12 protein-coding genes and 1 tRNA gene are annotated in these 13455 nt (G+C 52.8%); 5 read left to right on the forward strand and 8 right to left on the reverse strand.

The annotated features are described in order from the left end of the window. Window positions 1-23: 23 nt before the first annotated feature. From GQF03_RS19220 to GQF03_RS16315, 6 genes are all read right to left on the reverse strand, one after another. Window positions 24-230 carry an HGGxSTG domain-containing protein gene (locus GQF03_RS19220; RefSeq protein ID WP_422125161.1) on the reverse strand — a complete coding sequence of 69 codons (207 nt, stop codon included), beginning with the start codon at window positions 228-230 and terminating at the stop codon, window positions 24-26. Window positions 231-601: 371 nt separating this feature from the next. Continuing rightward, window positions 602-3133, reverse strand: coding sequence for a DUF3987 domain-containing protein (locus tag GQF03_RS16295; RefSeq protein WP_161340324.1), 2532 nt, complete (start codon window positions 3131-3133; stop codon window positions 602-604). After that, window positions 3126-3479, reverse strand: a complete 354-nt coding sequence (locus GQF03_RS16300) for a hypothetical protein (RefSeq protein WP_161340325.1) — start codon at window positions 3477-3479, stop codon at window positions 3126-3128. Before GQF03_RS16300 ends, GQF03_RS16295 begins: the two co-directional genes overlap by 8 nt. A gap of 119 nt (window positions 3480-3598) precedes the next feature. Further along, the gene (locus tag GQF03_RS16305) at window positions 3599-3859 is read right to left on the reverse strand and encodes a helix-turn-helix domain-containing protein (RefSeq protein ID WP_161340326.1); all 261 of its coding nucleotides are present in this window, start codon (window positions 3857-3859) and stop codon (window positions 3599-3601) included. Window positions 3860-3945: 86 nt separating this feature from the next. Further along, the gene (locus tag GQF03_RS16310; protein ID WP_161340327.1) at window positions 3946-4656 is read right to left on the reverse strand and encodes a hypothetical protein; all 711 of its coding nucleotides are present in this window, start codon (window positions 4654-4656) and stop codon (window positions 3946-3948) included. 30 nt (window positions 4657-4686) lie between these two features. Next, a complete protein-coding gene (locus GQF03_RS16315; RefSeq protein ID WP_161340328.1) occupies window positions 4687-5976 on the reverse strand; it encodes a tyrosine-type recombinase/integrase in 1290 nt (429 codons plus the stop codon). Between the two features lie 156 nt (window positions 5977-6132). Between GQF03_RS16315 and GQF03_RS16320 the strand changes: the two genes are divergently transcribed. Next, a tRNA-Arg gene (locus tag GQF03_RS16320) sits at window positions 6133-6215 on the forward strand. 296 nt (window positions 6216-6511) lie between these two features. Here the strand turns inward: GQF03_RS16320 and GQF03_RS16325 are convergent. Then, on the reverse strand, window positions 6512-7339 hold the full coding sequence (locus GQF03_RS16325) for a beta-keto acid cleavage family enzyme (protein ID WP_161340329.1): 828 nt from the start codon (window positions 7337-7339) through the stop codon (window positions 6512-6514). 6 nt (window positions 7340-7345) lie between these two features. Then, the gene (locus GQF03_RS16330; RefSeq protein ID WP_161340330.1) at window positions 7346-8107 is read right to left on the reverse strand and encodes a YoaK family protein; all 762 of its coding nucleotides are present in this window, start codon (window positions 8105-8107) and stop codon (window positions 7346-7348) included. A gap of 267 nt (window positions 8108-8374) precedes the next feature. On the opposite strand from GQF03_RS16330, the gene GQF03_RS16335 reads away from it, so the two are divergent. Genes GQF03_RS16335 through GQF03_RS16350 form a run of 4 tightly spaced genes read left to right on the forward strand, consistent with a single transcriptional unit; the run spans window position 8375 to window position 13436 of the window. Next, window positions 8375-9622, forward strand: coding sequence for a sarcosine oxidase subunit beta family protein (locus GQF03_RS16335; RefSeq protein ID WP_161340332.1), 1248 nt, complete (start codon window positions 8375-8377; stop codon window positions 9620-9622). Between the two features lie 7 nt (window positions 9623-9629). Beyond that, entirely contained in the window at window positions 9630-9917 is a 288-nt protein-coding gene (locus GQF03_RS16340) for a sarcosine oxidase subunit delta (protein ID WP_161340334.1), read from the forward strand. Further along, a complete protein-coding gene (locus GQF03_RS16345) occupies window positions 9914-12871 on the forward strand; it encodes a sarcosine oxidase subunit alpha family protein (RefSeq protein WP_161340335.1) in 2958 nt (985 codons plus the stop codon). The genes GQF03_RS16340 and GQF03_RS16345 overlap by 4 nt, the downstream gene beginning before the upstream one ends. Beyond that, complete coding sequence (locus GQF03_RS16350) at window positions 12864-13436, forward strand: sarcosine oxidase subunit gamma (RefSeq protein WP_161340337.1); 573 nt, start codon at window positions 12864-12866, stop codon at window positions 13434-13436. The genes GQF03_RS16345 and GQF03_RS16350 overlap by 8 nt, the downstream gene beginning before the upstream one ends. Window positions 13437-13455 lie beyond the last annotated feature (19 nt).

Raw genomic sequence — 13455 nt, forward strand, 5'->3', positions numbered from 1 at the left:
CTACTCTTAAGACTTGGCTAGATTTATAAATATTTTCCATATTTTAATGCCGCTAGTGACCGTTCTTTGCCCTCTAAAGTTTTGGGACCTGTACTCAGACCACCATGATTACGACATCTTCCATTTTTCAATGCTTTTGCGCGGCAAGGTGTTCCCTGCCTGGTTTTGGCGCCACATATAATTTTTTCTCTCATAACCGTACCCCATGACGAGCGTGCGCGTAAGACCATTTCATATAAGTTAGTAAACCCGTCAAATGCCTATTATTACTAACCAAAATGCTGTCGTATTGTATCTGGCATTCTCTAGACTGAGCAGAATTTTTTAATGTCTTTAGTATTAGTAAATATGAGAAACTAACACTCCAAAAAAGGTCAGCCGATTAACTCTAAATATATATCGTCAGGATATATTCTTAGGTTGTGAGCCAGAGTATTAACCAAACAAAACACAGGAAGTAAACTCGAGCTTTATCGGTATGGGTATGGTGAAAGCTCAAAAACTAGACAACCTAGATCGCGCGTGCGGAGAAAAATAAAGTACTCTCTTTTTCTATTTATAAACAGATTAATATTTACTATGCGTGCGTGATCTAGAACGTCTAATTAGCAAAACCCGAAATGTTATTTAAGACAATTTCCCTTTTCTCTTTGCGTCTTTCCTGCTCTCGCTTTGCCTGCTCAGCAAACATCTCGTGTGTGCGAGGATTTACCAGCCAGGACTTTACACGAGATGACCCTTTCATCTGTTCAGCCTCCAGCCACCCAAAGGATTCAAGTGTCATCATCCATTTATCAACCTCGTGTTGTTCTGCGCTCTTTGCTGGCCGATAATTTTGTGCAAGGTCAGATCGCACAATTCGCTGCCAGTCCTTAGAAAGTATTAGCCCAGCGATCTCCTTAGCATGGACTAAAGACGTACTTTTCTCCAAAACTGAGCAATAGAACCGCAAACCATGGGGTATCAAAAACTTCCGAAATAAATTATCGACTAATTTCGCTGTACCCGCTTCAACCTCGTGAGGAACACTTAATGTAAACGGATTTGTTTCCACGGCTTGAATACAATGGAATGTAAGACACATTCTAGCGAACATCCCGTTCAGCTTTCCCGACCATGCAGAAAATTGAGTGCTTACATCTTCTGTCTTTGTTAGATCAAAGCTATGCTGTTCAAATTGCCTGCGAATTTCTTGAGCTTCTTTACTAAATTTAACGGAATATTGAGTTTCCCCGTCATCTGATATCGGTGATTGGATTTCGCACAATCGAATTATCAACGAACTAAAATCTGACCTAATCGACTCGTCAAATACTGTATCTTCGCCCACCGTTGCATTATCAAGGATGATCGGTAAAAATCGTTGCATAAGTCCATCATCAGGCGTTTTTTTGGCATCCTTTGCAATGACATCCGGTTGGATTCCTCCAATAATATTGACAGAAAGATTAGGGATATAAGTACTTCCGCGCACTACTCTATCGACTTGATATGGGCCTCCATTCCATGAACTAAGCCAAAAAGCTCTATCAGCTGCTGGCCCTTTGCCAGATGAATATTTTTCCATTGAGCCAATCCAGCCGGATAGTTCATCCAGTTCAAGTAACAAGCCATCAGTATTTTGCGACAGAATATCTTGCATCGCTTCAATCGTCGTGTCATTTGCATATAGACGCCTTGGCAGTTTCGGCTCAACAATTTCTTCCGTTTCATCAGGATGATCCGGGTTTTGCTCATTCTCATAGTCGTTCATTTTTTCTTGATAGTGAGCGTATGATTTTGAGTAAATTTTCTTTACGTGCTGAGTTGCGGCGGAGATTGCCGGGCTTTTCTTTGTACTTGGCGCACCTACAATTATGCTCCAAAGTCGTGCTGATTCTTGCCAACCAGTGTCATGTTCCTTCGGCTGGATAGTTATGGTATCGGAAATCATCGCTGCGCATGAAACTAGGGCGGCTAGAGACACCGCTGCTGGATCAACGCCAATTATCTCTGCTTCTGTGAAGGAGAACCGTTCAACTGTCTTTGGTAACAGGCCTTTGGTCATCTTAGGGCATGGAAAGTCACCAAACGGATCTACAGGTTCAGGCCAACCCGCGGCTGCATCTGCTAATATTTTACTTTCCGACACTTCCGCATATTTTAAGCTTTGAAGCTTGGTCGCAAGTTTTTCTGGATTGAAAGAAATATGGTTGGGAATGTTCCAACCGTTCTCCTGTGCCTTCTTGTATATTGACCCTGCGCCACTTTTTACTGAATTTGTCTCGTGTTCCCACTTATTCATAGAATATTCAGCGTTGTTTTTTGTCGAATTTGCAGACCAGCAAAGAAATAAGCTTTTCCCAGCTTCCCCTAATGCGCCTTTAATAGCGCATAGCATTTTTAGCCAATCATCGTAGGAGCAATTATTGTTAGGTATTGCAGCTACTGCGCTCGATATAGCGAGCAAATCTCCTTCTTGTTCAAAATGACTTTCTGACGGGCGGCCTGCCCGAGCTTTCGATTCTTGATTTTCCGCCGTCGATTGTGCTCCCATACTTTCAAACAAACATTTACAAAGTTCGATTATTTCAGTTGCTTCCTCTTCGCTCAAGATTGGAAGTTCGTGCACGGGAAAGTCGAGAATAGAATCCTTCGGCCAATGATAGGGTTGTCCAGTATCTGGGTGAATATGAAATGCCGCGAACTGTTGCCCATCAGCGAGAATTTCCACCGAAACTTTGACACCAGAGGTGAGAAAATAATCACCCGTCATTTTTTTCCTATATGGAGTTTCTGTACGGAATACTCGTAAGGTCTTTGGAGCGGAGCCAATGCGCTCTGGTGCGTCATAGAACTTATCGTTCGATACGCCGATCGCTTCGCAGACTTTTTTGAGAATTTCTAGGTCGGGTATATCTAGATCGAGAGCAATTACTTGACCGCAAATTATACCGCATCCCAAATCAGAATGCTTTTCTTCGTCACCAATCCCAAATTTATATTTTGGCCAATCTAGCAGACGAGGACCTTTGCTGCCTTTCGCGAGCGGGACTGGGAGATATCCCAAACCAGCAAGCTTTGGTGCAGTTTCTTTAAACCAAATTGGATCTGTGTCGCCATTTTTTGTTTCTATTGGAATGCTATCAACCATTAGCTTTATCCGTTTTGGGAGTGAATTTTTCATTGCTGGCCCCACTGCAGCGAGTACGGTAAATTGACTTTTGCTCAATATTGCTGCTCTTACGTTCAAGGTCCTCCTTCCACCAATCCCGAAATTTTTCTGGCAGTTCATCAAGTTTCGCTTTTGCCTCATTGGTGGGGTTGACGCCTTTGTCGCGCATGCAGGAGTATAAAACTGCCTTTGTGGACCCAATGTATGACTGAGGCTGCCAAACGGTCTCTGCATGCCGCTTTCGAGCCCTTAGCAACATCCACTGAAGCGAGTCAGCGCCTAATGCCCAACCATCCGCCAGATGAAATAAAAATCTATTTTTCATGATGCCGGTCCATTATGAAGGTAGGACATATAACGACCGGGGGATATGAATTTGGAATTAGGGGTCTCCCCCCATTCAGATTCCAAGTCTCGTAACTGAAATCAATATCGGCCAGGAGGTTAGTCATGGGACATCCCCTTTTTTAATGCTGATAGTTCCGCCGTTGATGTTACTGAAGGTGACAAACGTGAGATAACCCAGTCATCAAGGTCTGATTTCAAATAGAGCGGAAACCTGCCATCTTTCTGGTATGGAGGCCCACCACCTGTGACGGCGAGTTTGGCAAGGGTTTTAGGAGTACGGGATATCCCCCAGGTATCGAAAAGATATTTAGCTGCTTCAGCGCGACGTAGACGACGGCCTTCCAACGTATTCTTCATTATTTCCACCTCAAGTCAGTTTAGAGAACTTGAAGTGAAATTTAACCATCGTGATCAATAGCGTCTAAAAGGACATATTGAATTACTTAATTTTCTAATTTGTCCTTTCGCTGGAGTGAGCGCCGTATGAACTTACCAATATTCACATTCAATGGAACGATCCCTTCGGAAGAAAGAACGACAAATCTAAAAAAGGGGCCGCCATACTCCAGTGTAACTGGAGACAAGGAAATTCCAGGATCACCCCATCCAACGTCTTTATAAATAGTGGCTAGTTCCAAAATCCATTTTTTAAGTGCGATATCACCTACATTTGGTGGAGCTAGATTTTCCCCTGCCAACTGCTTGCCATTTTCAGTATTAATAACTTTCAAAGCCCACCTTCGGATTTGTACTATGCCACTGATCTCCTTTCGCAATTGACCAATACGACTATTACCGAGACGTCGAGCCTTCTCGCCTGCAGCTATTTGGAAATTCTGAAGCAAAGCAGGAGACATTCCTGATATTGATCCACTGTTGGTGGACCCCAATGATTTCAAGAGTAGCGCCGCTGATTTCTCTATTTTTTCCAGTTTTTTTAACATCATTTTTGATGTCGGTTGACGCTGTAGATAATCTTCGATTGACCATCCTTCAGCGGCTAATTCAAGTTTATTCTGAAGTATGATCTGGTTACTAGTCGAGATGTCACTGCCCACTCCATCTATAATTTTCATTATGGATTCATTCGTATAAAATGAGCCGGTACGTGAGACAGAAAACAAGCCTTTGCCATCAATATTCTTTTTTACCATCGAATTCCCTTATTCAGTGGAGCAACGTATCTACCGCCTATTGTGCAGCTCAATTACATCCGCCCCTTTTGCTTCGTTGCCTTCCATTCGCGCGGCAATAAATGCTGAGACCCTATCTGCTGCTGCGACCAAAGCCTTATCAACATGATGAGCATAAAGGCTGGTAATGCTGTTGACGCGATGACCCAGCAACCCTCCTACAGTCATTTCAGAATATTCCAGTTCCAGCGCGACTGAAGCGAATGAATGTCTTAATGTATGGAGAGTAACATCATTGAGTTTTGCTGCAGCGCAAATGCGCCCAAACAGCTTGGCGTCTTTGAGATGTCCATCGCCTGACGAAGCTGGAAAAACATAGACAGAGTTTTGATCAATGTGAGATTGGCTTACGCACTCAATCACCAACCTACCGACAGGGCGCACCTGTTGTCCCGTTTTGGTATCTTCCAGTCTTAGACAAGAGCTATGAGGATCAACCTCGGACTTCTTCAAACCGAATATCTCTCCGCGTCGACATCCAGAAAGAGCCAACGCTCTATATGCTCGAATAGCGATAGGGTTGGCGCCGCTATTTTCAAAATCCGCCATAGCATCACCAAGGGCCTTGTATTCGTCTGGTGACAGTATCCGAGCTCTCTTTCCATCCTTTGGAATTTCTACGCCCCGAACCGGATTGTCATCACGTAATCCCTGTTTGACTGCATAGGAGAAGATTGAACCCAACAGTGTGATAGTGCGTGCGGCAGTTCCTGAGCCACCTTTTACAATGGCACGGCCTCTGAATCCCGTTTTGACATCTACTGCTGTTTTACCAAGGCGGATATCATGCATCGCCTTTTCAATGTCTTTAGTCGTGATGTCTCGGACGAATTTGTTGCCCAGAAGCGGTTTAATGTGACGCTCTATTCTGCCACTATCTATTGCCAAAGTACTCGCCTTTTTTGCTTTCCCTCGGTATGTCACAATCCCCATTCGAGCATCGTGCATATAGTCGTCGCAAAATTCTGCCATCCTAGCAGCAGTCTCTGCAGTCTGTTTGGCGAGGCGTTTTTCGATTGCCGGATCAATTCCCTTGGAAATGTTCTCAAATAGTCGTTTAGCTTTATCTCGAGCCTGGACTATCGTAAGACGCCCATACTGACCGAATGAAAAACGCACTTTCTTATATGTCACAGGGCTGCGGTATTGAACAAAGAACGTGCCCGTGCCCCCGGGTTTAATTCGCAACCCAAGTCCACGTGGATCATCATCCCATAACCGTATTTCCGTCGTAGCATTAGCCAGCGTTGTATCGATTTGTCGTTTTGTCAGATGTGCCATGCTATTACCCTTTCTGGGTGCCCCGCTATCCCTTGGGCACCCATAGGGCACCCAGAGAGAGTAATTCAGATCATGTTAAGATCATTACCCTTACCCTCACAGTAATCATAATTTATTGAAATACAATTCTTTTATTGATTCTCATCAAGCACCAGGGCACCCGAGTAAGTACGGGAAAACATATGACACCTACCCTCCGAAGGCAGAGGTCACACGCTCGAATCGTGTCGGGTGCGCCAATTTTTTCACGAATTGCCGTTTGTTTACTGGTGTCATGGATTACCGGAGATGTGAGCGTTCTACGCCTTCTGATAGCGCGTGGGCGGCGGTGGACTGTTTGCATTGTCGCGCAAGGATCCGGGGCGGATACGTTGATTGGAAATATTGAACTTATATCAACTTCGAAGAATGGCCCTTTGTATTGATATGCCCGTCCTTCGCTTGAGTTGCCGCCCCGCGTTTTAGGCCCACCCCCGCGTCAGGAGCGGGATCGCGGAAAAGACTTATGGACGGATCGCACCATTTAATCCCGATCTCAGTTGCCAAACTTTTTTCGCAGATCCGCCGCCGTCGCGACCGGACGTCCGATCGCCTCGGCGAGTTGGCGCGCCTGGCCGACAAGATCCGCGTTGCGCCCCGCCGTTTCACCGGATTTCAGGAGCATGTTATTCTCGAACCCGACCCGCACATGGCCGCCCATGGAGAGCGCGGCGCCGGCGATCGCATTCTCCAGCCTGCCAAAAGCGCATACCGCCCAAGATGCCCCTTCCGACAGGTCGGTCAGGAACGGGATCAGATCGCGGGGGTCGGATTGCTGACCGGAGGTATAGCGGCCCAACACAAACAGAAGAAACGGGTTGTTGAAGGGAATAATGCCGTCCGCCGTCAATTTTTCGAACCGCCGCAAATCCTCCGGCGAATAGAGAATGAACTGCGGCAGGATACCGAGCGCCTGGACGTCAGCGAAAAATGCCTTGGCCCGCTCCTCCTGGCCGTTGGGCACCAGTTCCTTGATCGCGAGCGAAGTCGCGTCCGGATTCAGCTCCAGAACCATGTCCATCTGCTGTTCCGGACTGTAAATGCCGACAGCCTCCGTCGTCGCCTGAATGACAATCCTGTCGCCGACCGCGTCCCGGATGGCCGCGATGGCCTGGCGATATTTTGTGACATCGAGCGTATGTCCGTCCTGATCGTCGCGCACATGCAGATGGATCATGGCCGCACCTTCCTTGAGGCAGGCGTCCGCCTCATCCGCCAGTTCCGCCGGCGTGATCGGCAGCATCGGATGATCCTTTTTTGTCTTTCTGGCGCCGTTGGGCGCAACTGTCAGAATGGCGGGCGAGAGCGTGGATAGGTCATCCATCAACTGTTACTCCTGATTTTGCGGTAAAATTGTTGCCGTATGTTGCCTGCGCCAAAGCAGCAGGGCGAGCAGGCAGAGGATCATCGCCGGAAAGGCCAGCACCGGGAATCCCGCCGCGAAAAATCCGGCCGCGCCGACGACACCTCCGGCGGTAAAGGCCAGCAGCACGAAGAGGTAATGGCGCAGCTGCGCCCGCGTTTTGAACACGGCGGCTTCGTCTTTCCTGACGTCAAAACGGCCCGGCCTGAAAATGTCGATCACACTGATGGTAAATCGCGTAAAATTTCCGGTCATAACCGTCGTCGGCACATGCTGGTGGAAAATCTGCGCCATCGCGACATTCTGGAGCGACATGGCGAATACCGCCGTCAGGGCCACCAGGATCGTCGCGGGAGAATCAGCGCCGGCGAGTGGTGACAGGACTTCGCCCGATATCGCGAAGGCCGCCAGCAAAACCGCCTCCGTCCCGAGCGCCAGCGCCGGCAGGTACCGCCATCGCGCCAGCCGGCGAAACAAAAGAACCCAGAGAAAAAGACTTGCGATAAACGCGGCCACGACAACGGCCTTCATAAGCCAGACGCCGTCCGGATGTATCGTCTCGGCGGCAAGAATAATCAGGGTTCCGGTAATAAAGGCAGTGAAGGTCCGAAACAACCCGAGATAGCAGATCACATCAACAAAGGCGGAAATGAAGGACAGCAGGATCGGAATATGCTGGTCAGTCGGAAGCCGCGCCGAACTCTGTGATGGTTGCTGCTCCCCAGCCATTGATAATCCCGCCCATTTTCATAATACAACCACACGGCACGCGCGGCCCGATTGTTCAAACTTGGCAAAGCGGCACAGCAGTGTCAACGGCGCGTATCGGCAGAAGGCGATTTTTCCGGTCTTTACTTCATAATAAAATTGTACAACCCTCGGCGTCGTTGTCATTGCAGGCGCCATGTCTTTTCTGACGTCAAGAATGACCCTGTCAGAACAATCGGCAGGCCCGCTTTATGAGATGGTTTTTGCAAAACAGACAGGGAGCCGCAATTGCGCTATTCCGCGATGAGAGTCTTTTGGGAAGGATTGACGGGGCACGCCGGATGGAAACCGGCGTGGCGCAACCCGGAACCCAAGGCGGAGTATGATTATATCATTATAGGCGGCGGTCACGGGCTGGCGGCGGCGCATTACCTTGCCAAAACCTTCCGGAAATCCCGGATCGCGGTGCTGGAAAAAGGCTGGATCGGCAGTGGCAACATCGGCCGCAATACGACGATCATCCGCTCCAATTACCTGCTCGATGGCAACGAGCCCTTCTACGAATTCGCGCTGAAGCTCTGGGAAGGTCTGGAGCAGGATCTCAATTACAATGCCATGGTGAGCCAGCGCGGTGTCCTCAATCTCTGCCATTCGGATGCCCAGCGCGACGCCTTCCGCCGCCGTGGCAACGCAATGATCCTGAACGGCGCCGACGCGGAACTGCTCGATCAGCGAAAGGTCCGGGAAATGGCGCCGTTCCTCGATTTCGATAACGCGAGATTTCCGATACAGGGCGGATTGCTGCAGCGGCGGGGCGGCACGGTACGCCATGACGCCGTTGCCTGGGGCTATGCCCGCTCCGCCGACAGTCACGGGGTGGACATCCTCCAGAATTGCGAAGTCACCGGCATGAAGATCGTCAATGGCGAGATTCGGGGCGTCGAGACGAACCGGGGATATATCGGCGCGAAAAAAGTCGCCGTCGCCGTCGCCGGTAATTCCTCCCGCGTGATGGCGATGGCGGGCCTGCGCCTGCCGATTGAAAGCCATGTCCTGCAGGCCTTCGTCTCGGAAGGGCTGAAACCCGTGATCCCGGGCGTCATCACCTTCGGCGCCGGGCATTTCTATATCAGCCAGTCAGACAAGGGCGGGCTGGTTTTTGGCGGCGACATTGACGGTTACAACAGCTATGCGCAGCGCGGCAACCTGCCGGTGGTTGAGGATGTGCTGGAAGGCGGCATGGCGCTGATGCCGATGATCGGGCGGGCGCGTCTTCTGCGTATGTGGGGCGGACTGATGGATATGTCGATGGACGGCTCCCCCGTCATAGACCGGACGCCTATAAAGGGCCTGTATTTCAATGGCGGCTGGTGTTACGGCGGTTTCAAGGCGACACCCGCGTCGGGCTATGCGCTGGCGCATCTGCTGGCGACCGATACGCCCCATGAAACGGCGACCGCCTTTCGGCTCGACCGGTTTCAATCCGGTGCGATGATTGACGAGAAGGGCGCGGGCGCCCAGCCGAACCTGCATTGAGGGCCGCATGATTATCAACCACCCCCTTCTAGGCCCGAGAGATGCGCAGGAATTCGTCTATCTGGGCGACGCCCGCCTGATCGACCGTCCGGACACTATGTCGGAAACGGCGCTCGATGATTTTCACGCCTATCTCTATCTTCGTGACAATCCGGCGGGCAGCCACAGGGAGCTCTGGTACCATGAGCAGGGGGATCGGTCCTGGCTGGTTGTCACCCGCGATACGACAACCCATGAAATCCTCCATGTCGAGCTGGCGTCAGACTATGCCAAACAACGGGGTCGGGACAGATGAGCCAGAAAAATCGCCTGGGCGGCGGCCTCATCGACCGCAACCAACCTTTGAGCTTTACGTTCGATGGAAAAAGCTACAGCGGCTTTGCCGGTGATACGCTCGCCTCCGCCCTTCTTGCCAACGGCGTCCGGCTGATGGGCCGAAGCTTCAAGTATCATCGTCCGCGCGGTGTCTTCTCCGCCGGATCGGAGGAACCGAACGCGCTTGTCGAACTTCGCGGCGGCGCCCGGCGGGAGCCGAACAGCCGCGCAACCGTCGCCGAACTCTATGACGGCCTGCAGGCGCGGAGCCAGAACCACTTCCCCTCGCTTACCTTCGACGTGCTTGCCATCAATGACAGGCTCTCGGCCTTTCTTGCGGCCGGATTTTACTACAAGACCTTCATGTGGCCTTCCGCCTTCTGGGAAAAGGTCTATGAACCGGCCATCCGCCGCGCCGCCGGTCTCGGCCGACTGTCGACGGAGGAGGATCCCGATGTCTATGACAAGGGATTTCGCCATTGCGACCTTCTCGTGATTGGAGCGGGCCCCAGCGGTCTCGCGGCGGCACTGACGGCAGGCCGCGCTGGCGCCGACGTCATCCTTGCCGACGAGGATTTCATGCCGGGCGGACGGCTGCTTGCCGATGCGGGCCTCCTGTCGGACCAGACGGCAGACAGCTGGATCGGCAAGGTCAGGGGCGAGCTGGCGAGCCTTCCCAATGTCCGCGTCATGCCGCGAACGACCATTTTCGGCATGTATGATCACGGTACTTTCGGCGCGATTGAGCGGGCGGCGGATCACCTATCTGAACCGCCCGCGGATAAGCCACGCCAGATCCTCTGGCGGATCTATGCGAAGCGGGCGTTGCTCGCCGCCGGTGCAACGGAACGGCCGATTGGGTTTGAAAATAATGACCGGCCCGGGATTATGCTGGCGGGAGCGATGCGGGCCTTTGCCAACCGCTGGGCGGTTACCGCCGCAAAAGACGTCGTGATTTTCACCAATAATGACGACGGCCACCGGACGGCAAGAGATCTCGCGGCGAAGGGTGTCCGCATTTCGGCTCTGGTCGATTGTCGCGCCGACGCCCCCGCTTCAGCCGATTTTGAAGTCCTCAAGGGTGCCGAGGTTGTCGACAGCCGCGGGCGCCTCGGCCTCAAATCGGTGAAAGTTCGTCTTCAAGGGGGATCGACGCGGGAAATCGCCTGCGGCGCGCTCGGTGTCGCGGGGGGATGGAATCCGAATGTGCATCTGACTTGCCACAAGCGCGGACGGCCCGCGTGGGATGCCGCCATCTCCGCCTTTGTGCCGGACCCAAACGTCGATCCGCTCCTGCGGGCCGCCGGCGCGGCGGCGGGCATCTTCTCGACGCATGGCGCGCTGCAATCCGGAATGCAAGGTGCCATCGACGCCCTTGCCGATCTCGGCCGACGCGCAGGACCGATACCGCTGCCGACGGCGGAGGATGCGCCGGTTAATGTGGCTCCCTTCTGGCATGTCACCGGTGGCAAGGGCCGCGCCTGGCTGGATCTGCAAAATGACGTAACGATCAAGGATATCCGGCTGGCCCATCAGGAGGGGTTCAAATCCGTCGAGCATGTCAAACGCTACACGACCCTCGGCATGGCGACGGATCAGGGAAAGACGGCGAATATTGGCGCGCTTGCCATCATCGCGGAGCTGGAAGGCAAATCCCTCCCGGAGGTGGGCACGACGATCTTTCGCCCGCCCTATACACCGGTCACCATCGGGGCGTTCGCCGGACGATCGCGGGGCAAGGAATTTCGCCCCCGTCGCCTGACGCCCAGCCATAAATGGGCCGAGGAACAAGGCGCAATCTTTGTCGAGGCCGGCAACTGGATGCGGGCGCAATGGTTCCCGCTAGACGGGGAAACCCATTGGCGACAATCCGTCGACCGGGAGGTGCTGGCGGTGCGAAAATCCGTTGGCATCTGCGATGTGACGACGCTGGGCAAGATCGACGTGCAGGGGGCGGATGCCGCGGAATTTCTCAATCATATCTATTGCAATGGTTTTGCGAAACTGCCCGTCGGCAAGACCCGCTATGGGCTGATGCTGCGCGAGGATGGCATGGCCATGGATGACGGCACTGCGGCGCGGCTCGCGGAAGATCATTTCATCGTCACCACCACGACCGCCAATGCAGTCTCCGTCTTCCGGCATATGGAATTCTGCCGCCAGTGTCTCTGGCCGGGGCTCGACGTCCAGCTTATTTCGACCACCGAGGCCTGGGCGCAATTCGCCGTTGCCGGGCCAAATTCCCGTAAGCTCCTGCAGAAAATAGTCGATCCGGCGCATGACATCTCGAACGAGGCCTTTCCCTATATGGCCTGCGGGGAGATCACCATTTGCGGCGGTTTGCGCGCCCGGCTCTTCCGGATTTCCTTCTCCGGCGAGCTCGCCTATGAGATTGCAGTGCCGGCGCGCTACGGAGATGCGCTCATCCGCCGGCTGATGGACGCGGGCGAGGAATTTGATGTTGTCCCCTATGGCACCGAAGCCCTGAGCGTGCTCAGGATCGAGAAGGGCCACGCCGCCGGGAATGAGCTCAACGGCCAGAGCACCGCCGCTATGCTCGGCATGGGGCGCATGGTCTCGCAAACGAAAGACAGTATTGGCCGTATTCTTGCGGGTCGGCCGCATCTTATCCGCGAGGATGATTATCGACTGGTAGGTCTGGTGCCGGTAAAACCGGAGGACACATTGCTGTCCGGCGCGCATCTGATGACGGTGGGGGAGGCCGCAATTGCGCAAAATGATCAGGGATGGGTTACCTCCGCCGCTTATTCACCGCATCTCAAGTCCTCGATCGGGCTTGCTTTTCTCAAAAGCGGGGATAAACGCCACGGCGAGGTGATCCGCGTCGTGAACCCGCTTGGCGGCAGCGAATTTGACGCAACCGTTTCGAGCCCGCATTTCATCGACCCGGAAGGAGAACGGCTCCGTGTCTGACCCTTTACTTGCTCCACTGACAGCGCTCGGAATGAACGCCCCGATGATCGAGACCATCGGCGGCGTTACCATAGGCGAGAACACTAGTCTCGCGATTGCCTCGCTTTCCGCACGAAAGGGTAAAGACCAGGAACTTCGCGCCCTTATCCAGCCGGTTCTGGGAGATAGTCTGCCGCAACCGGGTCATGCGATTGGCGCAAGGGATGTGACCGCCGTCTGGACGGGGGTTGATCAATGGTTCCTGATGGCGCCCCTGCCCGAACATCCCGATTTTGCCGCCGAAATAAAAGCCCTCGTCGCGGACACCGCCAGCGTCACGGAACAGACCGACGGCTGGGTCGTTTTTGATATTACGGGGGCCAACCTGATCCCGCTTCTTGAGCGTCTTTGCAGCCTTGATACCAAAGCCATGATGGCGGGCGATGCGACAAGATGCCTGATCGAACATCTGGGCTGCTTGATCCTTTGCCGGGAATCCGCTAGGAGTTTCACTCTACTGGGGCCCCGGTCTTCCGCGGCCTCGCTTCATCATACTCTTGTCACGGCGGCGCGAAGTATTGCCTGACCGCCCGCAGCTTCCGGAA

Origin of the sequence: Sneathiella chungangensis (genome assembly GCF_009882935.1) — a bacterium.
In the GTDB taxonomy this organism is placed as follows: Bacteria; Pseudomonadota; Alphaproteobacteria; order Sneathiellales; family Sneathiellaceae; genus Sneathiella; species Sneathiella chungangensis.